Origin of the sequence: Mesorhizobium sp. B2-2-4, from assembly GCF_006442375.1 — a bacterium.
In the GTDB taxonomy this organism is placed as follows: domain Bacteria; phylum Pseudomonadota; class Alphaproteobacteria; order Rhizobiales; family Rhizobiaceae; genus Mesorhizobium.
Genome location: NZ_VFWB01000005.1, coordinates 307,472 through 331,809, shown reverse-complemented (window position 1 = coordinate 331,809; position 24,338 = coordinate 307,472). Strand labels below are relative to the sequence as shown.

The following is a 24,338-nucleotide window of genomic DNA, read 5'->3' as shown; positions in this document are numbered from 1 at the left end:
TTCAACTCGATTGCTTGACGCCAGCCGCCACTGTTGCCGGTTATTCTGCCGATTGAAAGTGGCGATCGGTATTTTTTAAGCGCGGATACTTTATCGAGGTTTTCCATTGTCGCGAAAGACGGTGTTTTCATCGGCTCAGTTGCCGCCGCATCTTGGCGAACGCGAGCGATTTTCCCTGTGGCAGGACATCCACGTCGCGGAAATCTGGTCGGTGGAATACGGCATATCGGAAAACCTGCCCTTCGAGGCCTCGATCGAAGCCACGGCTGTCGGTTCACTGGTTCTCGGTCAGATGTCCGGAACGATCAAGCAGGCGACAAGGAAGGCGAGCAACATCGCCGAGGACGACAATGACGGCTATTTGCTGCTGATCAACAAGGCCGACACCCTCTTGTCGGGCGTGCAGGTCGGCCGCGAATATGCCGTCGGTCGGGGAGAAGCCGTCCTCGTCACGGCCTCGGAAGCGCTGAAAATGAGCGGCGCCGACAGCAATATCTGGACCAATGTGGTGGTCCCACGCGCGGTCCTCATGCGCGCCTTCCCGCAGATCGACGACCGGCTGGGGTTGAAGATCGGCGCCGACAACGAAGCCCTCGATCTTCTCAAGCGCTATTGCGAGCTTCTTGAAAGCGGCAGCCCGCTCGCCTCGGCCGATCTCATAACCCATGCGACGGACACGATCGTGGACCTGATCGGCCTGGTGACCGGGGCGAAAGGCCGAGCTGCCGAATTGGTCGGCCTTCGCGGCCTGCGCGCCGCCAGGCTGGAGGCGATCCTGGCAACGATTGCCGAGGATTTCGCCGATCCTGGCATCTCCGCCCAAGGTGTCGCGCAACAGCTCGGCCTGTCGGCGCGCTACGTCCATGATCTCCTTCAGGAAACCGGAGTGAGCTTCTCCGAGCGCGTTCTCGAACTGCGGTTGCAGAGCGCCCATAGGATGCTCTCTCAGAGACACAGCGACATGCGGGTCAGCGATATCGCGATGACGAGCGGGTTCAGCGATGTATCGTATTTCAATCGCTGCTTTCGTCGCCGTTTCGGCTATACGCCGACCAGCGCCAGATAGGGTTGCGGCATTTTCTGTGGCCGGCCTTGGCGCGGCGTCCGATTCTCTCTTTGAGAGGCCGGTGAAGCGGCACCTGCGCGATCGTGGCGCAGAACTGCCACAGTGCGCGCAAAAGGCTCGGCTTTTCGCTCCAGTCCAATTCCAGTGCGGCCCTGCCCAAGACAAGCCCGAGCTCCAATGACATGTCAGCCTCAAGGTGAAATGACTATCATGTCAGGGGTTTGGATGCCGCAGAATGGTTTTGGTGGCCGCAGGGCTAACGCATGGAAATATCTGGCGCTGACGTCGACCGCGCTGGTCGGACTCGGCCAGCCGATCGCCGCGACGGCGGCCGATGCCTGGACCGGCACCACCTCCACGGATTGGTTTACCGCCGGAAACTGGAACGCTGGGTCAGTGCCGACGGCGGCCGATATTGTATATATCAGCAATTCGACACCGAATCCGACTGTTATCAACGCTGGCAACGCTTTTGCCGACGATATTTACCTTGGCTTTGTAGCTTCTTCGGACGGCAGCCTTGTCATTTCGAACGGCACGTTGACGACCGACCGAGCATTCTTATCCTGGGGGGATAACTCCACTTCTGATGTCACCGTAACAGGTGCGGGTTCCTCGTGGACCAGCAGCAGTTTGGTGGTTGGTAGTTTCGGGCTGGCTACGCTCGATATCCTCAATGGCGGTGTCGTGACGGATGCTGTGGGTATTGTTGCGGGCGGCAGCAACGTTCAAGGCGTCGTAAAGATCGATGGCGCCGGCTCAACGTGGCTTAACACTGATAGCCTCACGGTCGGCAGTTCCGGCGTTGGTGCGGTAACGGTTTCCAACGGCGGCAACGTCATCAGCGACAGCGCCTATATTGGCCAATATTCAGATTCGATCGGCTCGGCGACGATCGATGATGCCACCTGGACAAACAATGGAACGCTCTATGTCGGCCATGATGGCGACGGCGCGTTGATAATCACCAACGGCGGTGTGGTTAGCAATGCTGATGCCATGGTGGGCTACAGCACCGATTCAGCCGGTAAGGTGATGGTCGATGGCATCGGCTCAACCTGGCTCAACAGCGGGAACTTGTCCGTCGGCGTCGACGGGACAGGTACGTTGATGGTCTCGAACAGCGGAAAGGTCAGCAATACTTCAGGTTATATTGGCGCCTCCGCGGGTTCGACCGGCAAGGTGTTCGTCGACAACTCGACCTGGACAAACAGCGGATCGCTGAGTGTCGGCGATTTCGGCACCGGCACTCTGGCGATCAGCCATGGCGGCGACGTCAGCTCCAATGGGGGGACTATTGGCGCGAATGCCGGCTCGACCGGCAGCGTGTTCATCGAAAATGCCGGCTCGACCTGGACCAACAGTTCCGACCTGGCTGTCGGCGATTTCGGCACCGGCACGCTAGCGATCAGCAACGGCGGCGCTGTCAGCAATGACAAGGCCTATGTTGGCAAGTCGGCGGGCTCGACCGGCATCGTGATAGTCGTCGACTCAACCTGGACAAACAGCGGGTCGCTGATCGTCGGCGATTTCGGCAAGGGCGCTCTGCAGATCACGCAAGGCGGCGCGGTCAGCAACAGTTGGGCAACTGTTGGCGCGAAGGCGGGCTCGACCGGCATCGTATTCGTCGACGGTGCCGGCTCGACCTGGACAAACAGTTCGGACCTGATCGTTGGCGATCAGGGCACAGGTACGCTGACGGTTTCGAACAAGGGCACGGTCAGCAATCAGAACGGCATTTTGGCAAATGTTGCGGGCTCCACCGGCACGGCGACGGTCGAGGGTGCAGGCTCGACCTGGGCCAGCGTAGCCCTTTTCGTCGGTTTCGCCGGCACGGGCGAACTGAACATCCTCAACGGCGGCGCGGTCAACAGTGGCCTGGGCTTCGTTGGTTTCGGTTCGGGTTCCGCCGGCACAGTGACCGTCGACGGCGGGGGATCGACCTGGACAAACAGTTCCAACCTGTTCGTCGGCGATCAGGGTACTGGCACGCTGAATATCTCGAACGGCGGCAAGGTTAGCGATACCACAGGCTATGTGGGCGCATTCTCTGGCTCGACCGGCACGGTGACGGTCGACGGCGGGGGGTCGGCCTGGAACAACAGCTCGGACCTGTTCGTAGGCGGTTTCAGCACGGGTACTCTGACGATCTCGAACAGCGGCACGGTCAGCAATGGCTGGGGCTATATCGGCTACGTTGCCGGTTCGACCGGCATGGCGGCGGTTGACGGCGCGGGATCGAAGTGGACGAACAGCGGGGACCTCTATGTCGGAGGCTTTGGCACGGGCACGGTGACGGTTTCGAAAGGCGGCGTGGTCAGCAATGGCTTGGGCTTGGTTGGCTACGCCGCAGGTTCGGTCGGCACGGTAGCGGTCGACGGCGCCGGCTCGACATGGGCCAGCAGCGGAGATCTCGATGTCGGCGTTAGTGGAACAGGCACGCTGACGATTGCCAATGGCGGCGCGGTGTCGAGCGGCGGCGTGGTCAACATCGCCGCCATGGCGGGTTCCGTAGGCACGCTCAACATCGGTGCGGCGAGCGGATCGCCAGCAGCGGCCGCGGGCACGCTCAATGCGGCGAGCGTTCAGTTCGGACCGGGCTCGGGTGCGATCAACTTCAACCACACCCACACGAACTACGCCTTCGCATCGGCGATCGGCGGTGTCGGCACGATCAACCAGATCGCCGGCACGACGAACCTTACCGCCGATTCGAGCGGCTTCACCGGTGCCACCAATGTGGATGGCGGGCGACTGGCCGTGAACGGTTCGCTGGCCAACTCGCTGGTGACGATCTTCGGCGGCATATTGGGCGGCAACGGCACGGTGGGCGGCGTCATGGCGCGGTCGGGCGGCATCATCGCCCCCGGCAATTCGATCGGTACGCTCCACGTCGCCGGCAATCTCGACCAGGCGGCCGGCTCGATCTACCAGGTCGAACTGACCTCGACCGGCCAGTCCGATCTCATCCACGCGACGGGCACGGCGACCATCGCCTCCGGCGCGATCCTCCAAATGGTCAAGACGGACGCAGCGCCTTACGTGCCGGGCACGCATTACACGGTTCTGCAGGCCGACGCGGGCGTCATCGGCACCTACACAATCAGCGGACTGGGCCTTTTCACCGGCCTTTACGCCAATTACGATCCCACGCATGTCTACATCGACGCAGTGCAGGCAAAGTCCTTCGCCGATGTCGGCCTGACGCCAAACCAGATCGCCACCGGCGGTGGTGCCGAAAGTCTTGGCAGCGGCAATCCGCTGTTCGATGCCATATTTGCTTTGCCGAGCGAAGCAGCCGCCCAGGACGCCTTCGACCAGCTTTCCGGCGAAATCCATGCCTCGGCCAAGGGCATGCTGCTTGAAGACAGCCGCTTCGTCCGCGACGCGGCCAGCAATCGCATTGCTGCTGCCTTTGGCGATGGCGGCGCGGCGGCGCTGCCGGTCATGGCCTATGGCGAAGGTGGACCGGAAATGGTGGCGGCCGATACCGACCGCTTCGCCGTCTGGGGCCAGGTGTTCGGTTCGTGGAGCAACACCGACAGCGACGGCAATGCCGCCGCCTTCGACCGCTCGACCGGCGGCCTGCTGGCCGGCGCCGACACTTTGGTCGGCGGCTGGCGTGTCGGCCTCATCGGCGGCTACGGCCATTCCTCCTTCGATGCCGACGACCGCGATTCATCGGGCAAGAGCGACAGCTATCATCTCGGTCTCTATGGCGGCACCAACTGGGGCGCCATCGCCTTCCGCAGCGGAGCGGCTTATAGCTGGAGCAGCATCTCGACCAGACGCTCGGTTGCTTTCAACGGCTTTGCCGATCAACTATCAGCCGACTACGATGCCGGCACCGCGCAAGTGTTCGGCGAACTCGCTTACAAGGCTGATGCCGGTGGCTTCAAGTTCGAACCCTTCGCCAACCTCGCCTATGTCAGCGTGCACACCGACGGCTTCACCGAAACCGGTGGTGCCGCGGCGCTGACCAGCGCCAGCACAAACAACGACGCCACCTTCACCACGCTCGGCCTTCGCGGCGCGACCGACTTCGCGCTTGGCGGCATCGATGCCACCGCTCGCGGCATGCTCGGCTGGCGTCACGCCTTCGGCGATGTCGCGCCGACCTCGGTCTTCGCCTTCGCCGGCGGCGATCAATTCACCATCGCCGGCGTGCCGATCGCCAGGGATGCCGCGGTGATCGAGGCCGGCCTCGATCTCAACATGTCGGCCAATGCGACGCTCGGCTTGTCCTATACCGGCCAGTTCGGCAGTGGCACGGTCGACCAGGGCGCGAATATCGATCTGGGCGTGAAGTTCTGAACGACGGTGGCGAAACCGGGTTTGCAGCACGAACCTGCACGTTGACCCGCCCCTACTCCGGCGACGGCACCGGCGGCTTCGAGGTCAGCGCGGTCCCGGCGGCCGCGACGATGACGGCGGCGATGCCGGCCAGTTGCGGCGCGGTCAGGCTCTCATGCAGGAACAGGAAGCCGGCCAGCGCGCCCAATCCTGGCTCCAGGCAGGTCAGCGTGCCGTAGATGCGGGCCGGCATCCGGGTCAGCGCCACCATCTCCAGAAAGAACGGCAGCGCGCTCGAGAACAGGCCGACGAGCAAGGCACTGACCAGGATCGACGGCGCGAGCAGGGCAGCTCCCGCCTGCGCCACGCCGAAAGGAAGCACCAGCACGGCGGCGATCGCCATGCCGTAGGCGGTGGTGCGGGTGCCGAGCTCCGCGCCCGCCTTCTGCGCCAGCACGATGTAGAGCGCCCAGAAACCGCCGGCCGCCAGCGCCAGCATCACCCCAGTCGGATCGAGCGGCTGGAACGAACGGATGAAGGGCGACAACAGCACGATGCCGGCGACCGCCAACGCGATCCAGGCAAAGTCGCCGGCGCGCCGCGAGGTCAGCGTCGCCACCAGCAGCGGTCCCGAAAACTCCAGCGCCACCGCAACGCCGAGCGGAATCGTGGCGAGCGCGGCGTAGAACAGGAGGTTGAGCGCGCACAGCGTTACCCCATAAGCGACCAGCCACGGCATGGTGGCGCGCGAAGGCCGCATCTGCCAGGGCCGCAGCACGGCGATCAGCATCAGCGCGCCGACGACCAGCCTCAGCGTCGTCGTGCCCTGCGCGCCGATCACCGGAAACAGGCTCTTGGCGAAAGTAGCGCCGATCTGGATCGACACCATGGCCCCCAACAGCGCCATCACGGGCAAAGGCGCCGCTTCGCGACCGACAACCGGCGTCGATGTCACTTGATCCCGTCCTCCGTGCGCCATCAGGCAAACGCTGCGTCATGGGAGATAGGGTGAACCGGCCCGTCCGTCGTGAGGCAGGACCGGCATCTCGATGGGGCAAGAAAGGGCCACGGACGAGCCGGCCGCCCTCAGACGCGGCCGTTGCGCGCGTTCGGCAGTCTCGTGATCGCTGTCAGGACCAGCAGCGCGGTGCCGCCCAGAAGCGCCATAGCCCCCAGCGACCAGGCAATGCCGACATGGACGATGGCAAAGGCCAGCGCAAACGGCGCGACGGCCGAAACGAGCAGCCGGGCCGATGTGACGCGCCCCTGCAGCCGGCCATAGTCCGCACTGCCGAACAATGTCAGCGGCAGGGCGCCGATGACGATGCTGAAAAGCCCATTGCCCATGCCGAACACGACGGCGAAAACCATCGCGCCTGCGACGGAAGCCGCCGTGCAGTTCAGCACGACGACCCCGCTCGTCATCAGGCCGGCCGAGATGATGGCCAGCGTCAATGGCGGCAGGTTGATGCCGAAGATCATGTTGATGAAGCGGCTCAACACTTGTGACGGCCCGAACAGCGTTCCGACGATGGCGGCGGTCGCCCCGAGGCCAAGTCCGGAAAGCAGCGGCACCATATGCACCAGGACAGCGGCGCCAAGCAGGTTCTGCAGCGAGAAGGCGATGACCATCAACGCGAAGCCGAGCGGCCGCGCCGAGGCCGGAAGCGATCCCTGGACATGCCGTGGCGGCTCGGTCGCCGAGCGCCTGCTCTTGGCCAGCCCGTGGGAGAGCCAGGCGTGCAGCGGCAGGCAGACGAGCAGGTTCAGCCCCGCGAAGACGAGATAGACGGTTCGCCATGACATCTGCGCGTGCAGGGCCGAGGTGATCGGCCAGAACACGGTCGATGCGAAGCCGGCGATGAGGGTGAGATAGGTGATGCTACGTTGCGCCGCGCGCGGCCTTATCTGCACAAGCAGCGCGAAAGCGGCGCCGTACTGGACCAGGTTCGATGCCACTTCCAGCACGATCAGCGCCGCCACGAAGGCCCCGGCCGCCGGCGCGTAGGCACAGGCGGCGAGCGCAGCCGCGGCAAGGATCGAGCCGGCGGTCATGATCTTGCCGGCGCCGAAGCGGTCGATCCAGTTTCCGAGCCAGGGCGCCGTCAGGCCGCCAACCAGCAGAGCCGCCGAGAGCGCGCCGAAAATCCATTCGGTCGGCCAGCCCAGATCCCTGGCCATATCGGCGGCGAGAATGCTGAAACTGTAGTACAGCGTGCCGTAGCCGATGATCTGGGTGACGCCGAGGGCGGCAATGGCGGCCAGCGGCGAGCGCTCCGGGACTTCGAGATCGGAAAGGCTTCGATCACTTGATACCACGGTCATGGTTCACTACCTCGCCATCTTCCTTGGTGAAGCGGACCACCGGATGGTCGAGCAGATCGAGCACGAGCTCGGACGGACGGCACAGCCGCGTCCCCTTGGGCGTCTCGACGATCGGCCGGTTGATCAGGATCGGATGCCTCAGCATGGCGTCGATCAGCTGTTCATCGGTCCATTTGGCGTCACCCAGGCCGAGTTCGGCATAGGGCGTACCCTTTTCGCGCAGCAGAGCGCGCGCCGGAATTCCCATGGCGGCGACCAGCTGGCGCAAGCGGTCCCGGCTGGGCGGATGTTTCAGATACTCGATGATGTCAGGCTTCTCGCCGCTCGCCTGGATCATGGCAAGCGTGTTGCGCGAGGTGCCGCAGTCGGGATTGTGGTAGATCGTAACGGTCATGGCTTGGCCTCGACGGCAAGAGGTTCGATTTCGGATTGCTGACGCGGCGCGGTCGGGACGATCGCCCGGGCTGTCGGCGCGACGATCACTGAACCGGTCCCTTCACATCGGCGGCGCAGCAGTCTGGAGCCAACGCCGAAGCGCGGATCTCCAGCCGGCCGGAGCAGCAATCCTCCATCAGGAAACGGATGAGGCCGCTCAACGCGTCATATTCGGCGCTGTAGACCATGGAGCGCGAATCGCGCCGCACGCTGACCAGTCCTGCCCGCTCGAGCTCCTTCAGGTGGAAGCTCACATTCGAGGCCGAGACCTCGACTTTTTCGGCGATGGCGCCGGCGGCAATCCCGTCGGGACCGGCAATCACCAGATGCCGCAGGATGCGCAGGCGCGTTTCTTGCGAAAGAGCCGCAAAGGCGGAAAGGGCTTGACGTTCATCCATATTTCAACAATCCTAAAAACGTTGAAACAAGGATTACCGCACATGCTCGTTTCTGACAATCGGGAATTTGAACCCGCTGACGTCGTTGATCCCGACGACATCACCATCGCTGGCCTGCTGGAGTTTCTGGCGGGCTACAAGGACCGGCCGCTGGTGTTCTTCTACGACGGCCGGCCGGTGCGGCCTGGCTACCACGTCACCGAAGTGAAAGCCGGCCAGTTCGCCGCGCTGGACTGCGGTGCAAACCCGGAATCCTGGGCCGAGATCTTCGTGCAGCTCTGGGACGTCGAGGAGGACCGCACGCATATGCCGGCCGGGAAATTCTCGGCGATCATCCGCAAGGTGACAGAGCATGTCGGGCTCGACCATTCCGCCAAGCTCACTTTCGAAGTCAGCGACGGCGTGCGCCCGATGCAGCTCTACCGCGCCGCGCTCCCCCGGCTCGCGGGTGATGCGGTGCATGTCGAGCTTTCGCCGCGGCCGGCAAGCTGCAAGCCGCGCGACCGCTGGCTGGAGGAGGAGAGGAAAGCCAAGGCCTGCTGCGGACCTTCGGCCGGACCCCAACCTTGCTGCGGCTAACGCTTCGCAGCCGAGCAGATGGCTTGGCGCCGTCTTGACGGCCAAGACAGCCTTCCGCTCGCTCAGTTCAGCGATTTGCGCCGCGGCGGCGGCGTGCGATCGCGTTGAGGCAGCGGGCGCGGAACGCTGCCAAGCAGCGGGACCTGAGGCCATGCCGGCGAAATGAGCTACGGCGTGGCGCGGAGGTTCCTGCGGATGCGCCGCCTGCCCGTTCCACGGGCTTTCTCCGCCACCACGGCGGCGATGTCGACCACGTCCGCCTCGCGCGATCTGCCGTTGGTGGCCTTGTGAAGCCGCTCGTAAGGCAGCAATTCCTTGATCCGCGCGTTGAGCGATGCGATTTCAGCTTTGAGGTCCTCGCATTCCTGCCTCTGGACATCCAGCTGTATCTGTTCCGATGCTTGTTGCAGCGCAAGCTGCGAAAGATTGGCGTTCGCTTTCGAAAGGCTCGTCTTGTCGTTTTCGTTCTCGTCGGTGAGCGAGGACAACTTTTGATCGGCGATTTTCTTTTCGGCCAGCGTGTCGTTCAAGTCGGTCTTGAGCCTAGCGATCTCGGCTGTGGCCTCGCTGTTCTCGTGCGAGGCCCGCTCCAGCCGTGATTGCAGGTCCTGGATCTCGGAACGCAATCCGCGCATTTCCGTCTGGCTGCGGGCGAGTTCAGCTTGCCTGTCGCCTTCCATCATGCTGGCCGCTTCGGTCATTTCCGACAGCTTCGCCTGCGCGGTCTCGAGTGACTTCTGGAGCCGCATCTCCTCCTTCTCGCTCTTGCCGAGCGCGGTCAGCAGTTCGGCAAGCCGCGCTGCTTCGCTGGCATGGATCGTCGAGAGCTCGTCGAGCCTGTGCCGCGTCTGGGTTTCCCGCTTCAGCGCCTTGTCGAGCTCGATCGACAGGCTGACATGTTTTTCCCGCAGCATCTTGCTCTCGCGCAGGCGCCTGTTGGCCTCGACCGCCCTGGCCGTCAGCCGCTTGGCGATGTCGCCGAACTCCGCGTCGCGTTTTGCGCTCGCATTGGCCGTCTCGGCAAGTTCCAGCCTGGCCGCTGCGAGCGCTGCGCGAAGCGCCTCCCTGTCCTGGACCAGGCTTGTCTCGCGCTGTTGCAGCAATTCGCAGGCGCTTTCACGCTCGCGCAGCTTTCTTGCCGTGTCGTGCAGCTTTTCCGACAGCGTTCTTTGTTCCGCGATCAGGTCGCCATTTGCGAGCTCCAGCTCGTTGGCGCGAATAATATCGGTGTGGAGGATGTTGAGGAATTCGCGCGTCAAATGGTGTGAGGTCGCGATCTCCGACAATTTGCCGTTGATCTCGTCCATATAGTTCCTGGCGTCGTGGAACATCCCTTCGAAGGCACTCAATGCCGCCATCCGGGTCTGGGTATGGGGCGTCAGTCGTGGCGCGGTTTCAGTGGCGTCGGCGTTGCCCGCGCCGTCCGGATTATCCGCACCATCCGCATCTGCCGCATTGGCCTCGGGTGCCGAGGCCTCGGCTCCTGGCGCGGAATCTGGGATAAAGCCGCTGTCCGGCGGCGCGTCGTATTCGGTATCGAGGCTGGCATCCAGAGCGTCCGCCAGATCGGCCTGCAGCTCCTGGAGTGCATCATCTACGTCTTCGGCACGCTTGATCAGACCCTTGAAATTCATAACGAATGCCCTTTACGCATACCCAATTCAGTATTCAATAATTGGCTAATATGTATGCTTACATCCACTGATTGCGCAGGGGAAGCCCCCCATTAGGGGGAGCGTAAAGTTGGACATTTGGGGTTGCAATGCGGCGGGCAACCAATGCCGCGGCCGTCTTTTTTGCAGAATTGACGCACCCGATTTCTGGGTGGAATCTGAATGCGGGAAATCCTGGCTCCTACTTCCCTCGTGGAAGGTAGGACTGAGGGCGCTGGCGCTGGAGGATGCTCGTCCTGTAGCGCCGCGCCAACTCCGCCCGCTGCTTGCAGCGACCCTCCCCACAAGGGGAGGGTAAAAGTCAGCCCGCCATGGCCAGCGGCACGGCGCTTTTGTTGGGGATCTGGATGTCGATTTCCAGCGTCGACATGGTCTCGCCGCGGTCCATTGAGATTTGCAGATAGTCCTGGTCGATCTGCACGTGCTTGGCGATGACGGCCATGATCTCCTCGCGCAGCACGGAGACGAGATCGGGCTGGCCACGGCTGCGGCGTTCGTAGGCGAGCAGCACCTGCAGCCGCTCACGCGCCACGGGCGCGCTGGAGCGCCGCTTGAAGAGGTCGAGAATGTTCATGCCGCCCTCCTTCCGAGCAGCCTGTCGAGGAAGCCCTTGCGCTCGAAGGGAACCACGACCGGCAGGTCTTCGCCTTCCAGCCGCCGCGCCGCTTCGATATAGGCCTTGGCGGCGGCGTTCAGCGGATCGCTCAGCGTCACCGGCGAACCGAGATTGGAGGCCCTGAGCACATCCTGGCTCTCCGGTATGATGCCGAGCAGCGGCACCGACAGGATTTCCAGCACGTCGTCGATGGACAGCATCTCCCCGCGAGCCGCGCGGCCGGCATCGTAACGCGTCACCAGCACGTGCTTGGCGATCTGCTCGCCCTGCTCGGCGCGCATGGTGCGGGCGTCGAGCAGGCCGATGATGCGGTCGGAATCGCGCACCGACGACACTTCCGGATTGGTGACGATGACCGCCTCGTCGGCGAAGCGCATGGCGAGCTGCGCGCCGCGTTCGATGCCGGCCGGGCTGTCGCAGAACACATAGTCGAACACCGAGCGCAGCTTCTCGATCACCTCGCCGACACCTTCTTCGGTCAGCGCGTCCTTGTCGCGCGTCTGCGAGGCCGGCAGCAGGAACAGCGTGTCGACGCGCTTGTCGCGGATCAGCGCCTGCGACAGCTTGGCCGTGCCCTGGATGACATTGACGAGGTCGAACACCACGCGCCGTTCGGCGCCCATGATCAGGTCGAGATTGCGCAGGCCGACGTCGAAATCGACCAGCGCCACTTTCTTGCCGGTCCTGGCGACCGCGGCCCCCAATGCGGCCGTCGAGGTCGTCTTGCCGACACCTCCCTTGCCTGAGGTGACCACCACTACCTTGCCCATGAAAAAAGCCTCCGTCGCCTGATGTTGTCGTTTGTTATCGCTCCGTGCGTCGCACGGCTATTGTTGGAACCTGCCATCATCCCACGCGAAACCGGTCCCAACCTTGCGGACCTGAGCGTCCTGTTCGCGATCGAGCAAGACGAGAACTGGTTCGGCGTTTTCATCCCGGCGCCCTAGTTCAGCGGCACGACGCGCAGCACGTCGTTTTCGAGGAAGGCCTGCACCGGCTTGCCGCGCGAGGCGCCTTCCATGTCCTCCGCCGTGGTGTACCAGCCGTCGATGGCGAGCAGTTCGGCCTCGTTCCTGCGACAGAAGATGCGCGCCGAAATATTGCCTTCCGAGCCAGCGATGGCGCGGCCACGCAGCGTGCCGTAGACATGGATCGAGCCCGCCGCGATGATCTCGGAACCGGAAGCGACCGATCCAAGCACGATGACATCGCCATGCGGATGAAAGATCGACTGGCCCGAGCGGAGGGGCGACTTGACCATCAGCGTTCCGGCCGGCACCGGCTCCGCCGCGCCGGCTTCCTGTTCTGTCTTGGCCGCCTTGGCCGCCTTGACCTTTCCAGCCTCGGCCCTGCCCTCGTCGGGCTTGCCCGTTTCCTTGCCGCGTTCCGAAGACACCGCTTCCGTTTTGCCGGCCTCTTCCGCCAGGCCTGCCTTGCCGTTGCGGCCGGGCTGCGCCAGCAGGCCATCTGAAGTGGCCTCCTTGGCGCCGGCCAGCAGCGGCGGCAGCTCGGGCCCGAGCGAGGCCCCTTCGAGCTCGATGGCATAGACCCGGATGCCACGCGTGCCGAGCGAAGCGACCAGCGCCGCGATCTCGTCGGCCGCAGGCTTCAGCGCATTGAGATCGAGCACCACCGGCCGCCCTGAGAAATAGCCCGGCGAATTGCCGATCCAATGATCCAGCCCCTCCAACCAAGCACCGATCGGCGCCTCCGGCGTCAGCGTGAAAGCGACGAACGAACGGGCGCGAAAGCGAATGGATTTGGTCTCCAGGGGAGCGGCAAAGGTCACGGCTGGCGAATCCTTACTCAATGGTTAAAGGGTGCCGGCCGAATGGTTAACAAATGGTTAATAAAGACGGCTGGCACCTTGGAAGCCGCCAGAAATTGGAGGGTCGGCTAACCGCCAGTTGCGGATGCCGGCTGACAACACGCGGAATGTGTTGATAGCGCCGCGTCAGCAAGCGGATTACCGCCGTTCAATCGACAAGCTAGATCTCAAAATGCGCCATGACGGCAACAGCGGGGGAGCCACCGCCAGCGACGACCGATCCCCTCCGAAAGGCGCGCGCAGGTTGACAATCCTTGGGTTGATGCAACATCCTGCCGATCTTTGACCGGGAGGTAGTATGACTGTTTCGATCAACCGTCGCGTCTTTTCCGTCGGCGCGGGCACTTTGGCGCTGGCCGCGGCAGGGTTTTCGCCGGCGCGCGCGCAGCAGGCTTTTTTCCGTATCGGCACCGGCGGCACGTCCGGCACCTACTATCCGGTGGGCGGGCTGATCGCCAACGCGATCTCGGCGACGGGGCCGGCCGGCGTCGAGGGCCTGGTTGCCAGCGCCACGTCCTCCAACGGTTCGGTGGCCAACATCAGCGCCATCCAGTCGGGCGCTTCCGAATCGGGCTTCACGCAATCCGATGTCGCCTACTGGGCGCATTCGGGCACCGGCCTCTACGAGGGCAAGCCCAAGGTAGAGGATCTGCGCCTCATTGCGACGCTCTATCCTGAAACCATCCATCTGGTCGCGCGCGCCGACGCCGGCATCAAAACGGTGGCGGATCTGAAGGGCAAGCGCGTCTCCCTCGACGAGCCGGGTTCCGGCACCATCGTTGATGCGCGCCTGGTGCTCGGCGCCTACGGTCTAACGGAGAAGGACGTAAAGCCCGAATATCTCAAGCCCGGCCCGGCCGGCGAGCGCCTGCAGGACGGCGCCATGGACGCCTATTTCTTCGTCGGCGGCTATCCGACCGGCGCCATCGTCGAGCTTGCCAGCACCAACAACATCACGCTGGTGCCAATCACCGGCCCCGAGGCCGACAAGCTCCTGTCCGAACAGAAGTTCTTCTCGACCGACATCGTGCCCGCGGGCACCTACAAGAATGTCGGCGAGACCAAGACCATTTCGGTCGCCGCGCAATGGGTGACCAGCGCCAAGCAGACCGATGACCTCATCTACAAGATCGTCAAGTCGCTCTACAGCGACGAGACCCAGAAGGCGCTGCAGGCTGGTCATGCCAAGGGCAAGCTGATCACGCTCCAGAACGCGGTCACCAGCGCCGGCATTCCGTTCCATCCGGGCGCGGAGAAATTCTACAAGGAAGTCGGCGCCCTGAAATAAGAGGCCATCAACAGACTGGCGACAACGAGGCGGAAGGCGTGCTTTCCGCCTCGTTTGTCTGGGGATTCAGGATACGGAACCGACTATGAGCGACGACGACAAAATCAGGCTTTCCGGCATGGAGTTCGACGAGGAAAAGGCTCGCGAACTGGAGGAGAAATTCGACTCCGAGATCCGGTTCCGGCCGCTGACCCGGGCCGCCGGCTGGCTGGTCGGCTTCCTCCTGGTGGCCTTGTCGCTGTTTCACTATTACACGGCTGGATTCGGCTTGCTGCAGGAGATGCTGCACCGGGGCATCCACCTGTCGATGGTGCTGTCGCTGATCTTCCTCGTCTTCCCTCTGGTGAAGAAGGGCTACGACCAGCCCGCCCAATCCAGCTTTCTGCGGCCGCTCGGCATACCGGTTTTCGACTGGCTGCTGGCGCTTGCCGCGGTGGTAGCGGTCCTGCACGTGCCGATGATCCCGCTCGACGATCTTGCCTTCCGCGTCGGCAACCCCACGACGACGGACGTGGTGCTCGGGCTGACCCTCATTTTGCTCCTGCTGGAAGCGACGCGCCGGTCCGTCGGCATCCCGCTGCCCATCATCGCCATCCTCTTCATGGCTTATGCGCTGTTCGGCCCCTATATGCCGAGCATCCTCGTGCATCCCGGCGCGTCCGTCTCCCAGCTCGTCGACCACCTCTACCTGACGACGCAAGGCATCTACGGCATCGCGCTCGGCGTTGTCGCCACCTACGTTTTCCACTTCGTCCTGTTTGGCGTCTTCGCCACCCGCATCGGTCTCGGCCAGCTCTTTCTCGACTGCGCGGCATGGGTCGCCGGCCGCTACGCCGGCGGTCCGGCCAAGGTATCGATCTTCGGCTCGGCCCTGTTTGGCATGATCTCTGGCTCGTCGGTCGCCAACACCGTCACCGTCGGCTCGCTGACCATCCCGGCGATGATCCGGCTCGGCTACAAGAAGCATTTCGCCGCCGCGGTGGAGGCGGCTTCCTCCACCGGCGGGCAGGTGACGCCGCCGATCATGGGAGCCGCCGCCTTCCTGATGATCGAGTTCCTCGAACTGCCCTACACGACCATCATCCTGGCAGCGATAGTGCCGGCCTTCATGCACTTCTTCGGCGTGTTCATGCAGGTGCATTTCGAGGCCAAGCGCACCGGCTTGCGCGGCCTGCGGCCGGACGAGATGCCCGACGTGGTCGAGGCATTGAAACGGGACTGGCCGACCATCATCCCACTCGTCGTCCTGATCGGCGTGCTTCTTGCGGGTTATACGCCCTACATGGCTGCCTTCTGGGGCATTACCCTGTGCATCCTGGTCGGCCTGTTTAACCCGCGCCGGCGCATGTCTGTCGCCGACATCGTGGTGTGCCTGCGCGACGGCGCCAAGTATGCGCTCGCCGTCGGCGCTGCCGCCGCCACGGTCGGCATCGTCGTCGGCGTTGTCACCCTGACCGGCGTCGGCTTCAAGCTGTCCTACATCGTCACTTCGACGGCAGGCCATCTGTCGCTGCTGTTCGGCACCTTTATCCCCGAAGCGATCTTCTCGACGCACGGGCTGACCCTTTTGTTCACGCTGATCATGACCGGCGTGGTCTGCATCCTGATGGGTTGCGGCATCCCGACGACAGCGAACTACATCATCATGGTGACGATTGCCGCGCCGGCACTGGTGATGCTCGGCACCGAGCCGATCGTCGCCCACTTCTTCGTTTTCTATTATGGCCTGCTGGCTGACATCACGCCGCCGGTTGCGCTGGCTGCCTACGCTGCCGCCGGCATGGCGGGAGCTGATCCATTCAAGACCGGCAACACTGCCTTTCGGCTCGGGCTCGGCAAGGCGCTGGTGCCTTTTGTCTTTGTCTTCTCGCCGTCGCTTCTGCTGGTGACGAAAGATTTCACCTGGCCGAACTTCTTCCTGGCTTTCTTTGGCTGCGTGCTCGGCATCACCTGCCTGGGGGCCGCCCTCTCGCGCTACCTGCTCGTGCGCACCCGGCCATGGGAAAACGTGTTGCTGGTCTTGGCCGCCCTGCTTCTGGTGGCGCCCGAACTCTATTCGTCCCTACTCGGCCTGGTTCTGACCATTCCCGTTATCTGGCGCCATTGGAGCGCGCGCAACGTCGAAGAGGCGCGACCGGCTTGATCAGCGCCGCCCCAACGATCCCTCCCCGAGAACTCAAAGGGGCCGGAAACGTTTTGGGGACTTCAGGAAGTCAGCGTGCTCTCAACCTGAATCTGACGCGAACCGCCAGGATCGGTTCCGCGGGGGAAAAGTTCCCCGAGAGCTGACAGACAGCCTTCGACATCAGAAAGCGACAGCCGGAGTTTCAAGTAATTGAGGGTCAGTGACGAAAGGCATGATGTCCACGCCGTCTCCCGGGAAGACGGTGAAATGCGGATGGCTTTCGAACAGGCGGGCGGCGGCATCGATTGTATCGGCCTCGACGACAATGTAGCCGCAGAAAGGGTTCACGGCGTCTGCGACCCCATCCTTGGTAACGCGCGTCGTCCTCCCGACCATGCCGCCGCGATCGGGGAAAGATGCGGCATTTCTCTCCTCCCAGTCCGTCCACTGCTGTAGGCCGACGCTATCAATCGCATCTTGCTCGGGCTTGGGCAGGCTGCGAAAGCGGGCAAGGTCTTCAGGCTTCATGGTGTAGACGGCAAGAAAGCGGGGCATGTGACGGTCTTCGCGCTGACAGAACCGATGCCAGCCTAGACTCTCGGTTGGCCGAAGTCACTAAGCACTACCACCCTCAGGCACGGCGAATTGCCCTTGTCCGGGCACTTTCGGATCATCTCACTCTCCTTTCGAAAAGGGCCACGGTCGGGCCCTTCAGTCTCGGTGCTCCGGCACTCCTTTCAGCTGGTCCTTGGTCCATTGGGTCACGGCGTGGCGCCGTCCTCGTCGCGCATGAAGTCGAGCTCGGTGACGGCCACCGGGCTCGGCGAAGGGCGAGGAACGCCAGCCGTTCAAGTTTTCTCCGCGTCCGCGCAGGTCACTAAACACCGCTCTTGGCGCTGCGATGGAGTCGTCATCGCATCGTCTCTGGCCAGCTTCAGGCCGGCGCCTGGTCGGATGTGGGTGACCCCATGCCAAAGACATGGGGGCACATCGCTCTCAGACACTTTGATACGACTGCCCGCCAGTCAGTGAATGTTGATACGTCGCGTCACCTGACCGTTGCTTTCCCAATAGGTATGCTTCTTGGCAATGATGGGATCGTCCATTGCGGGTTGGACCTGCCCTCCCGTATCAACCGCGCGCGAGGTGACGGCGTGCTCTCCGGCGGAAGGCTTGGGCCAGTCGACGGACCATAGTTTCCAGGCAAAGTCCGCCTTGTCGGTTTCGTCGATGGCCGCCGGCATCCATGGCCCGTCATCGATCTTCACCTCGACCCGGTCGACCGGTGCGCCCCAGGCGGCCCCGACGATCCGGTAGTCATCGCCGATATGAGTGACCCGGGCCGGCGCCGATTTCAGCCTCGCCCGCCCGACCGAAGTTTCCACCCATACTGTCTCGCCGTTGTGGTCTTCCTCGCGCAGCGTGACATAATCGCGTCCCATGAACCGGTTCTCGAAGCGCTGATCGTTCACGTCTATGCGCTTGATCCATTTGACGTTCGCGATCCCGTACCATCCCGGCGCAATCAGCCGCAGCGGGAAGCCGTTGTCAGAAGGCAAGGGGGACCCATTCATCTCGTAGCAAAGGATGTTTTTGGGATCCATGGCGTCGGCAAGTGACATGCTGCGCGCAAAATTCTGCGTGAACTTGACGTCGTCGGCCCGCTTGATTTCCCCTTTATCGGTGCCCCAGAAGACGACCTCGATACCAGTGTCGAGGACTCCGGCCTCCTCGAGGATCGGCGCGAGCGGCGTGCCCGCCCAGCGCGCATTGCCAATGCCGCCATTGAAAAACGGCAGACCGGTATTGCCCGAACATTCGACCGTGAAGGTGACTTCCTGGCGCGGTCGAGCCTTGATGTCGGCGAGCGTCAGGGTTGTCGGCTTTTTAACGGAGCCGCCGATTTCGAGTTTCCAGGTGCTTTCGTCGATCACCGGCCGGTCGAAATGCGCGATTGAAAAGAACTTGTCGTTGGGCGTCACCCAGGAATCGAGATCCTCCCACACCAGCTGATTTTTGATGACTTCCGGAACCGGGTTCGGCGGCAGCTGATCCAACCATTTGATGACTTCCTCGCCGGCCCGGCTTGGAAAGGCAGAGGCAATCCGCGATTGAAAGGACGCCAACGCTGCGAGGGCTGCCCCGCCTTGAACGATGAATTCACGTCTGGGAAGGTAATGCATGACGACTTCTCCTCCAGTGAAAAGCTCAGTTCTCCTTCAGTGATAGATGCAATAGCGACCGGGATCGCGCAAAGCAGAGGCCGGCCGCAGCGGGCAATTATGAGAGCGTGTGAAACAACCCGAGTTAGAAGCGCGCCGTAGTTAAAGCGACGTCTCCGCTCTCAATCGCCAGCTTGTCAGGTCCGAGCCGGCGATCTTCAACTATATGCCCTATCTGTCCTCGTGGCGAGGGCAAGGGCCGCATCTTCGCATCACGATTGGCATCTGCCTCGTGTTCCAAAATCCAATGCAGCCTACAATTGGTGGGTCGGATTTTGTGAGCGGCAGGGACAACGCCGAGAATAAAGGACCAACGAGTCGATTTCCTCAATGGCGCTTGAAATACTGCACCTCGCGCTCATGCTTCTCCGCCGCCTCGCGGCTATCGAAAGTCCCCAGGTTCCGTCGCTTGCCCGTCTTCTCATCCTTCTTGCGCGAACAAAGCCGGTATTTTCCGTCCTTGAGTTTGCGGATCATTTGGCCTCTCCCTGACCGGGATTTCGCCGCCGCTTGCCCTTCAGCCCGAGTGCTGCCTGTTCGATCGCGGCGCGGTCGTTGCCCAGCCTGTCGATCAGGTCCTGTGCCTGCTTGCCTGATATGCCGGTGCGCATGGCCAGCTCCTCGACCGTAAGCACGTCGGTGCTGGCAATCTCGCGCGGCGGCGCGTTGCCCGCCGCCATCGACAGCTCCCTGTCGATCTCGGCCTCCGCGCGATGCCAGTGCTGCTCGGGGTCGCCGCCGCCTTCGCGCTCCCAGATCCGATAGGCGCGCTCCTGGATTTTCCCATGCCGTTGGTCGTCGCCCATTTCTCAAATCCTCCATTGGGTAGCATCTGAACGCCGCCCGCCTCCGAACGATCCAAAGAATTTGCGTGATCGCCGGGCCGGGTCGTTGGAGATTGGGATGACACGAGGCGCGCCGGGCAGAGCCCGGTCATGGAGCGAAATGATCCAGGCGGCGGGTCCCCCCGCCGCCTGGATGCCGGCCGCGGCGGCCGGCTTTGTTGTCAGCGTCCCCAGACGCCCTGACCATAGCCCTGTGCAGGCATGTCGGAGTTCGAGTTTGCCCCCATTGCGCTGTCAGTGATGCTGTTTGTGACGCTCGGGACAACCACCTTGGCGCCGCCCGACATCATGGCATGGGCGGTTGGATAGCTGCTTGCGGCAGGGATGAAGTCGGAGCCAAAGTGGTCGCTGCCGGCAAAAGCCATGCCGGAGGCGAACAACAACGAGGCAACGGTCAATACGATCTTCTTCATTTCGGTTTCCATCTTTTGAAGTTGACATTTGGCCCCGACGCGCCGCCCGCCCGCGTTCATGGGACCGTGTTTGTTGTTTCAGGCGAAACCGGCCAACCGCGATCCCACTGGATCTTGCAGTGACAGGTCGTTCAGCGCACGACCGTCTCGGTCCGTTGTTGCGCTGTTGGCGGCTTGATAAGGGCGTGGTGTTTGTGTGGGCGTGGTAGGCAGCGTGGTAGAAACCCTTGCCGGAGTGGAATTTTGCGTGGAATGCAGCCGGAAAGCGCAGCGCCCGCTATTGGCATTGCCGCCTCGGCCCGCCGGAATAGGGCTGGTAGCTGTTGTCTTCCGGGCGGTAGGAGCGGTAGCGGCTGAAGCAGGAGGCGACATGGTCATCATCGCCAGCGGCCGCATAGGCGCCCGGCCCAGTGCCGTTGTCCTCGACGTAGCTGGCCTCGGCGGCGGGCGGCGCGGCACGGTCGGCGTCGAGATAGGGCGAGATGCAGGGGCGCTGCTGCCCGCTATAGGACATGTAGCTGTTGTCCTGCGGCCGGTAGGAGCGGTAGCGGCTCGCGCACCAGGCGACATGCGGCTGCGGCAGTTCGGCCGTGGCGGGCGCGATGGCGCCGGTGGCGGTGGGATCGGTCTCCCCGGCCTGGCGCTTGGGCTCGATATTGGCGGGCGCGGGCTGCTCGGCCGGCAGGCGCTCGAGATTCTGCGCCGTTCTGTCCACCGGCCGCGCCGTTTTGGTCCAAAGCTCCGCCATGCTGACGGTGGCCGGTGCCTGGCGCGGTGGGTTCGCGGTGATTAACCAGACGGCGAAGGCCAGACCGCTACCGAACACCGCAAGGGTCAAAACAAAACCGCAGACCAGTCCCAACAATGCTTTCACGCCGCGCTCCTTGAGCCCCTGCTAAAGCAATGCGGGGGGTCAAGGCTGGTTCCAGCAAAGCGCGGGAAATAGGCGCGGCGCTCCGCTCGGCGAATGCGAAGGCGGCGCCGTTCAAACCAGCTGCTTCACGTCCACTGGCAATTGGGTCTCCGCTGTGGGCAACGCGGCCGGCATGTCCTCGCCGCGCTGGCGCTGTCGCAGATGGAGCGCCAACAGCCGGTCCAGCGAGACCCTGCCGGCGCCCGCAACGGCCAGCACGAACATGCCGCCCGATATCGCCAGGTCCTTTTCGAAATGCAGCAGTTCGTTCTGGCTGCCGAAATTGGTGTGGAACAGCATGGCCGTTGCCAAACAGAACAGGCCGAGCGCGATGGCGCCAAGCCGCGTCAGCAGGCCTGACGCGAGGGAGAGCCCTGCCCCCAGTTGCAACGCGACGGTGGCGACAAACAGCGGCAGGTTGACACCAAGCGCTGCCATGGCCCTGGCGGCGGCATTGAAATGGGCGGCCAGCATGGCGCCCTCATGCAAAAAGATGAGAGACAGAAGCAGGCGGCCGGCAAGCAGGCCCACGTCCCCGAGGTGGTATTTAGCGGCAAGACCCTGCAGCTTCGCGGAGCGTTCGGTCAATGTCATGGTCAGCCTCCGATCTTTTTGGCACGGGCAGGCGCCAAGCGCCTGATGTTGAAAAGGCCGGAGCCGGCGCGAGGGAGAGGATGCCGGCTCCGGCAAAGCGCGCCAGCCACGAGCGCCCAGCCGTGGTGGACGAAGGGGCGAGCTCGGGGCCAACGCCCCCTTCCGTCTCGGCTTCGCCGTGGAGGGGGAGGAAAGGTCTTACTTCGTCACCCTGGTGTCGATGGCCTGCCGCAGATCGGAAAGCTCGTCGCACCCGGCCGGGCACAGCTTCTCCAGGGAGGCCAGCTGCTCCTTGGCCTTGTCCATATCGCCGGTCTCGACATAGAGCTCGCCCAGATATTCGCGGGCGGCCTTGTGGTCGGGCTTCAGCTCCAGCGCCTTGGTGTAGTAGGTGAGCGCGGTCTTGAAGTCGCCGGTCTTGCGCAGCGTGAAGCCGAGCAGGTTGTAGACGTCCGCCTGCTGCGTGTCCTGCGCCAGATCGCGCAGCTCAGCCAATGCGCCGGAATAGTCCTTGGCATCGATCTTGGCCTTGATGGCGGTGAGATCCGGCGCGTCGGCGCCTTCTATGTCGTCGACCGCATAGGCCGGCATGATTGTCGCGACCGGAAGCACCGTGAGCACGGCAATGGCGCCGAGCAGGCCGAACAGGGCATGTCTGCCCGACAGGGCGTTTCTGCTCAAAAGGGATCGTTTCATTGTCTTTCTCGCTTGCGTTGGAAGCTCGTGCTCATATCTGGACCGGAGTAAATCCGTACGCCTTGCCGTCCTTGACGAAGGTGCCGGTGCCCGGGAACGGGAAGTGCGACCCGGAAATGCGGATATTGTCCGATATCACCCGGTCGATGATCTTGTGGCGCGTGACGATCGCCGTCGGCCCGTCCTGGTCGTAAGCGCCCTGCCACTCTGGATGCGGCGCCAGCAGCGCTGGCACATACATGGTGTCGGCCGAGATCATGATCTGCTCCTTACCGGAGTTGGCCAGGTAGACAGAATGGCCTGGTGTGTGGCCGGGCGCGGCGATGATCTGGATGCCGGGCGTGACCTCGGCGCCGTCCTCGACCAGCTTCCAGTTCTTCCATTTCGGAAAGTTCTCGGCGATGCGCTTGCCCGCCGGCTTGCGGCCCTCGGGCAGCTTGGCCAGCCGGCTTGGGTCGGTCCACCACTTGTATTCGGTGGCGTTGACGATGAGCTCGGCATTGGGGAACACCGGCGCGTTGGTGCCCTTTTCCATCAGGCCCCAGACATGATCGGGGTGGAAATGCGAGATCATGACGGTGTCGATCGCGTTGTAGTCGATGCCGGCCGCGGCCATGTTGGCCGGCAGATGCGTGGCATTGGCCTGCCACTGGCCGACGCCCGAGCCGGCATCCATCATGATCAGCTTGCCGCCCATCTTGAGCACGACGACAGTGAGCGGGATGGGCATGAAGTCGGTGGTCAGCCCCGCTTTGGCGAGTGCTGCCTTGGTGTCCTCGACCGAGACATCCTTGATGAAGGCCGGGTCGTGCGGCTTGCGCCAGATGCCGTCATAGATGGCGGTGATCTCGATATCGCCGACCTTGTATCCGTAGAAGCCGACGGTGGGCTCCACCGGAGCTTGCGCGAAGGCCGGACGGATGAATTCAAGCTTACCGGCAAGGCCGAAGGCAGCAGCAGCGGCGGCGGTGCCAAGCACTGTGCGGCGTGTCATGGTGAACATGGTGATCTCCTGTTCGAGGTGGTGGCTAAAAGTCGCGAATGGCCAAAGTCCTGGAAGGAATGACGAGGAGAGGCCGGTACCCGTCGGGAGCCGGCCCGGCCCATGAATTCAGCGACCCCAGAGGCTGTCGTTGTTGTGCCTGGTGATGATGTCCTGCACCGACCCCTGGCTCGGCCCCGTATTTATCTTGGTGTCGGCGCCATTGGGGCGTGCGGTGTAGGCGATCGAGCCGGTGGCATTGGTGTCGACCGGAGCGACCGGCTGGTTGGCGTTGTTGGCGCCATGATCGCTGCCGGCGAAGGCAGCGCTCGAGGCAAGCATCATGGCAGCCACGCTGAGAGCGAGCTTGGTCATTTTGGCTAGGTCCTTGTTTCGTTTCCTCGGCGCGGGCCGTCAGATTGGCCCGCTACAGTGAAGACCCTGCAGCCCCGCGCTTTATTCCCGGGCGCGATGAGATTCTTTTGAAGGAGAAAAATCAGGGGCTCGGCGGCCAGGACTGAAGTCCTCGCCCACGAATATTAGCGAGAGGAACCAGGCTGGGAATGCCGCCGCGTTCCGGCACGCCGACCGCGTGCACGCACGAAAGGCGCCGGCGCAGCGCGCCGGCGCCTCTGATGATACGCCGAGTCCGTTCTGGTTACGGACAGGTCTTCTTGCCGCAGACCGCGATGCAGATCGCCGGGTTCGAACAGGTGTAGGTTTTTCTCGAGCTGGTCCCGGACGAAGACCCGCTGCTGGAAGCGGCGATCTGCCCGGACGCGCCTTTGGACAGGTCCAGCGCCTTCATGTCGGGATCGCGCGCGGCGATCTTGCCGCATGTTTCGCTGCCGCAGACCGCCCTGCAGATTGCCGGATTCATGCATTTGTAGGCCGCGAAGACCTCGGTCGGAAGAATTGCGCAGAAAACCGTAATGCCCAGTATCAAGCTTCTCGCCGCACGCATTTTTATCTCCAGGGCCAGCTTTCCGATGTCACGGAGGCCTGGCCGCTCGCCCCCGCTCCCGCGCATGCCGTTGCACCCGCGTC

The 24,338-nt window shown here is 63.3% G+C and carries 24 protein-coding genes and 1 pseudogene; 5 read left to right on the top strand and 20 right to left on the bottom strand.

The window, feature by feature from the left end:
• Positions 1-106 precede the first annotated feature (106 nt).
• Entirely contained in the window at positions 107-1,066 is a 960-nt protein-coding gene (locus tag FJ959_RS15085; protein WP_140630613.1) for an AraC family transcriptional regulator, read from the top strand.
• Positions 1,067-1,243: 177 nt separating this feature from the next.
• A complete protein-coding gene (locus FJ959_RS15080) occupies positions 1,244-5,380 on the top strand; it encodes an autotransporter domain-containing protein (protein WP_348640291.1) in 4,137 nt (1,378 codons plus the stop codon).
• Positions 5,381-5,432: 52 nt separating this feature from the next.
• On the opposite strand, the gene FJ959_RS15075 is transcribed toward FJ959_RS15080, so the two are convergent.
• From FJ959_RS15075 to FJ959_RS15060, 4 genes are all read right to left on the bottom strand, one after another.
• Positions 5,433-6,314 carry a DMT family transporter gene (locus tag FJ959_RS15075; RefSeq protein ID WP_140630610.1) on the bottom strand — a complete coding sequence of 294 codons (882 nt, stop codon included), beginning with the start codon at positions 6,312-6,314 and terminating at the stop codon, positions 5,433-5,435.
• Positions 6,315-6,445: 131 nt separating this feature from the next.
• Entirely contained in the window at positions 6,446-7,684 is a 1,239-nt protein-coding gene (gene arsK, locus FJ959_RS15070; protein ID WP_140630607.1) for an arsenite efflux MFS transporter ArsK, read from the bottom strand.
• The gene (gene arsC, locus FJ959_RS15065; protein WP_140630606.1) at positions 7,665-8,078 is read right to left on the bottom strand and encodes an arsenate reductase (glutaredoxin); all 414 of its coding nucleotides are present in this window, start codon (positions 8,076-8,078) and stop codon (positions 7,665-7,667) included. The genes arsK and arsC overlap by 20 nt, the downstream gene beginning before the upstream one ends.
• A gap of 85 nt (positions 8,079-8,163) precedes the next feature.
• Positions 8,164-8,517 carry a metalloregulator ArsR/SmtB family transcription factor gene (locus tag FJ959_RS15060; RefSeq protein ID WP_140516097.1) on the bottom strand — a complete coding sequence of 118 codons (354 nt, stop codon included), beginning with the start codon at positions 8,515-8,517 and terminating at the stop codon, positions 8,164-8,166.
• A gap of 42 nt (positions 8,518-8,559) precedes the next feature.
• Between FJ959_RS15060 and FJ959_RS15055 the strand changes: the two genes are divergently transcribed.
• Positions 8,560-9,096: a DUF6428 family protein gene (locus tag FJ959_RS15055; protein WP_140582464.1), complete on the top strand. Its 537-nt coding sequence runs from the start codon at positions 8,560-8,562 to the stop codon at positions 9,094-9,096.
• Positions 9,097-9,263: 167 nt separating this feature from the next.
• Here FJ959_RS15055 and FJ959_RS15050 read toward each other — a convergent pair whose 3' ends face one another.
• From FJ959_RS15050 to minC, 4 genes are all read right to left on the bottom strand, one after another.
• On the bottom strand, positions 9,264-10,730 hold the full coding sequence (locus tag FJ959_RS15050) for a hypothetical protein (RefSeq protein ID WP_140630604.1): 1,467 nt from the start codon (positions 10,728-10,730) through the stop codon (positions 9,264-9,266).
• Positions 10,731-11,070: 340 nt separating this feature from the next.
• Positions 11,071-11,343, bottom strand: coding sequence for a cell division topological specificity factor MinE (gene minE, locus FJ959_RS15045; RefSeq protein ID WP_140500137.1), 273 nt, complete (start codon positions 11,341-11,343; stop codon positions 11,071-11,073).
• The gene (gene minD, locus FJ959_RS15040) at positions 11,340-12,155 is read right to left on the bottom strand and encodes a septum site-determining protein MinD (protein WP_140500139.1); all 816 of its coding nucleotides are present in this window, start codon (positions 12,153-12,155) and stop codon (positions 11,340-11,342) included. Before minD ends, minE begins: the two co-directional genes overlap by 4 nt.
• Before the next feature lie 173 nt (positions 12,156-12,328).
• On the bottom strand, positions 12,329-13,174 hold the full coding sequence (gene minC / locus FJ959_RS15035) for a septum site-determining protein MinC (protein WP_140630601.1): 846 nt from the start codon (positions 13,172-13,174) through the stop codon (positions 12,329-12,331).
• Between the two features lie 337 nt (positions 13,175-13,511).
• Between minC and FJ959_RS15030 the strand changes: the two genes are divergently transcribed.
• Positions 13,512-14,501, top strand: coding sequence for a TAXI family TRAP transporter solute-binding subunit (locus tag FJ959_RS15030; protein ID WP_140500143.1), 990 nt, complete (start codon positions 13,512-13,514; stop codon positions 14,499-14,501).
• Positions 14,502-14,586: 85 nt separating this feature from the next.
• Complete coding sequence (locus FJ959_RS15025; RefSeq protein ID WP_140516105.1) at positions 14,587-16,644, top strand: TRAP transporter permease; 2,058 nt, start codon at positions 14,587-14,589, stop codon at positions 16,642-16,644.
• A gap of 162 nt (positions 16,645-16,806) precedes the next feature.
• On the opposite strand, the gene FJ959_RS15020 is transcribed toward FJ959_RS15025, so the two are convergent.
• The 12 genes and pseudogenes from FJ959_RS15020 to FJ959_RS14965 all read right to left on the bottom strand — a co-directional run bounded on the left by FJ959_RS15020 (position 16,807) and on the right by FJ959_RS14965 (position 24,255).
• The gene (locus FJ959_RS15020; RefSeq protein ID WP_140630599.1) at positions 16,807-17,181 is read right to left on the bottom strand and encodes a hypothetical protein; all 375 of its coding nucleotides are present in this window, start codon (positions 17,179-17,181) and stop codon (positions 16,807-16,809) included.
• A 156-nt stretch (positions 17,182-17,337) separates the two neighbouring features.
• Positions 17,338-17,441 (bottom strand): annotated as a pseudogene (locus FJ959_RS32305) (PRC-barrel domain containing protein); the annotation flags it as partial.
• 210 nt (positions 17,442-17,651) lie between these two features.
• Positions 17,652-18,809 carry a sulfite oxidase gene (locus tag FJ959_RS15010; protein WP_140556422.1) on the bottom strand — a complete coding sequence of 386 codons (1,158 nt, stop codon included), beginning with the start codon at positions 18,807-18,809 and terminating at the stop codon, positions 17,652-17,654.
• 366 nt (positions 18,810-19,175) lie between these two features.
• Positions 19,176-19,325 carry a hypothetical protein gene (locus tag FJ959_RS15005; RefSeq protein ID WP_140630596.1) on the bottom strand — a complete coding sequence of 50 codons (150 nt, stop codon included), beginning with the start codon at positions 19,323-19,325 and terminating at the stop codon, positions 19,176-19,178.
• Positions 19,322-19,654: a DUF2934 domain-containing protein gene (locus FJ959_RS15000; RefSeq protein ID WP_140552283.1), complete on the bottom strand. Its 333-nt coding sequence runs from the start codon at positions 19,652-19,654 to the stop codon at positions 19,322-19,324. The genes FJ959_RS15005 and FJ959_RS15000 overlap by 4 nt, the downstream gene beginning before the upstream one ends.
• Positions 19,655-19,854: 200 nt before the next feature.
• Entirely contained in the window at positions 19,855-20,106 is a 252-nt protein-coding gene (locus FJ959_RS14995; RefSeq protein ID WP_140556421.1) for a hypothetical protein, read from the bottom strand.
• Between the two features lie 277 nt (positions 20,107-20,383).
• On the bottom strand, positions 20,384-20,980 hold the full coding sequence (locus FJ959_RS14990; protein WP_140521453.1) for a BA14K family protein: 597 nt from the start codon (positions 20,978-20,980) through the stop codon (positions 20,384-20,386).
• Positions 20,981-21,091: 111 nt separating this feature from the next.
• Entirely contained in the window at positions 21,092-21,613 is a 522-nt protein-coding gene (locus FJ959_RS14985) for a DoxX family protein (RefSeq protein WP_140516113.1), read from the bottom strand.
• A 198-nt stretch (positions 21,614-21,811) separates the two neighbouring features.
• Complete coding sequence (locus FJ959_RS14980) at positions 21,812-22,309, bottom strand: tetratricopeptide repeat protein (RefSeq protein ID WP_140582480.1); 498 nt, start codon at positions 22,307-22,309, stop codon at positions 21,812-21,814.
• A 31-nt stretch (positions 22,310-22,340) separates the two neighbouring features.
• On the bottom strand, positions 22,341-23,312 hold the full coding sequence (locus FJ959_RS14975; RefSeq protein WP_140630594.1) for an MBL fold metallo-hydrolase: 972 nt from the start codon (positions 23,310-23,312) through the stop codon (positions 22,341-22,343).
• A 108-nt stretch (positions 23,313-23,420) separates the two neighbouring features.
• On the bottom strand, positions 23,421-23,666 hold the full coding sequence (locus FJ959_RS14970; RefSeq protein WP_140630591.1) for a DUF680 domain-containing protein: 246 nt from the start codon (positions 23,664-23,666) through the stop codon (positions 23,421-23,423).
• A 283-nt stretch (positions 23,667-23,949) separates the two neighbouring features.
• Positions 23,950-24,255: a hypothetical protein gene (locus FJ959_RS14965; protein WP_140499015.1), complete on the bottom strand. Its 306-nt coding sequence runs from the start codon at positions 24,253-24,255 to the stop codon at positions 23,950-23,952.
• Positions 24,256-24,338 lie beyond the last annotated feature (83 nt).

What these genes read in the sequence shown, in the direction of transcription:
- minE (WP_140500137.1), bottom strand. Translation starts at nt 11,343, where the DNA reads ATGAACATTCTCGACCTCTTCAAGCGGCGCTCCAGCGCGCCCGTGGCG.
- FJ959_RS14985 (WP_140516113.1), bottom strand. Translation starts at nt 21,613, where the DNA reads ATGACATTGACCGAACGCTCCGCGAAGCTGCAGGGTCTTGCCGCTAAA.
- arsC (WP_140630606.1), bottom strand. Translation starts at nt 8,078, where the DNA reads ATGACCGTTACGATCTACCACAATCCCGACTGCGGCACCTCGCGCAAC.
- FJ959_RS15050 (WP_140630604.1), bottom strand. Translation starts at nt 10,730, where the DNA reads ATGAATTTCAAGGGTCTGATCAAGCGTGCCGAAGACGTAGATGATGCA.
- FJ959_RS14970 (WP_140630591.1), bottom strand. Translation starts at nt 23,666, where the DNA reads ATGACCAAGCTCGCTCTCAGCGTGGCTGCCATGATGCTTGCCTCGAGC.
- FJ959_RS14980 (WP_140582480.1), bottom strand. Translation starts at nt 22,309, where the DNA reads ATGAAACGATCCCTTTTGAGCAGAAACGCCCTGTCGGGCAGACATGCC.
- arsK (WP_140630607.1), bottom strand. Translation starts at nt 7,684, where the DNA reads ATGACCGTGGTATCAAGTGATCGAAGCCTTTCCGATCTCGAAGTCCCG.
- FJ959_RS15030 (WP_140500143.1), top strand. Translation starts at nt 13,512, where the DNA reads ATGACTGTTTCGATCAACCGTCGCGTCTTTTCCGTCGGCGCGGGCACT.
- FJ959_RS14965 (WP_140499015.1), bottom strand. Translation starts at nt 24,255, where the DNA reads ATGCGTGCGGCGAGAAGCTTGATACTGGGCATTACGGTTTTCTGCGCA.
- FJ959_RS15055 (WP_140582464.1), top strand. Translation starts at nt 8,560, where the DNA reads ATGCTCGTTTCTGACAATCGGGAATTTGAACCCGCTGACGTCGTTGAT.
- FJ959_RS15025 (WP_140516105.1), top strand. Translation starts at nt 14,587, where the DNA reads ATGAGCGACGACGACAAAATCAGGCTTTCCGGCATGGAGTTCGACGAG.
- FJ959_RS15000 (WP_140552283.1), bottom strand. Translation starts at nt 19,654, where the DNA reads ATGGGCGACGACCAACGGCATGGGAAAATCCAGGAGCGCGCCTATCGG.
- FJ959_RS14975 (WP_140630594.1), bottom strand. Translation starts at nt 23,312, where the DNA reads ATGTTCACCATGACACGCCGCACAGTGCTTGGCACCGCCGCCGCTGCT.
- FJ959_RS15080 (WP_348640291.1), top strand. Translation starts at nt 1,244, where the DNA reads ATGACATGTCAGCCTCAAGGTGAAATGACTATCATGTCAGGGGTTTGG.
- minD (WP_140500139.1), bottom strand. Translation starts at nt 12,155, where the DNA reads ATGGGCAAGGTAGTGGTGGTCACCTCAGGCAAGGGAGGTGTCGGCAAG.
- FJ959_RS15005 (WP_140630596.1), bottom strand. Translation starts at nt 19,325, where the DNA reads ATGATCCGCAAACTCAAGGACGGAAAATACCGGCTTTGTTCGCGCAAG.
- FJ959_RS15020 (WP_140630599.1), bottom strand. Translation starts at nt 17,181, where the DNA reads ATGCCCCGCTTTCTTGCCGTCTACACCATGAAGCCTGAAGACCTTGCC.
- FJ959_RS15010 (WP_140556422.1), bottom strand. Translation starts at nt 18,809, where the DNA reads ATGCATTACCTTCCCAGACGTGAATTCATCGTTCAAGGCGGGGCAGCC.
- FJ959_RS15060 (WP_140516097.1), bottom strand. Translation starts at nt 8,517, where the DNA reads ATGGATGAACGTCAAGCCCTTTCCGCCTTTGCGGCTCTTTCGCAAGAA.
- FJ959_RS14995 (WP_140556421.1), bottom strand. Translation starts at nt 20,106, where the DNA reads ATGAAGAAGATCGTATTGACCGTTGCCTCGTTGTTGTTCGCCTCCGGC.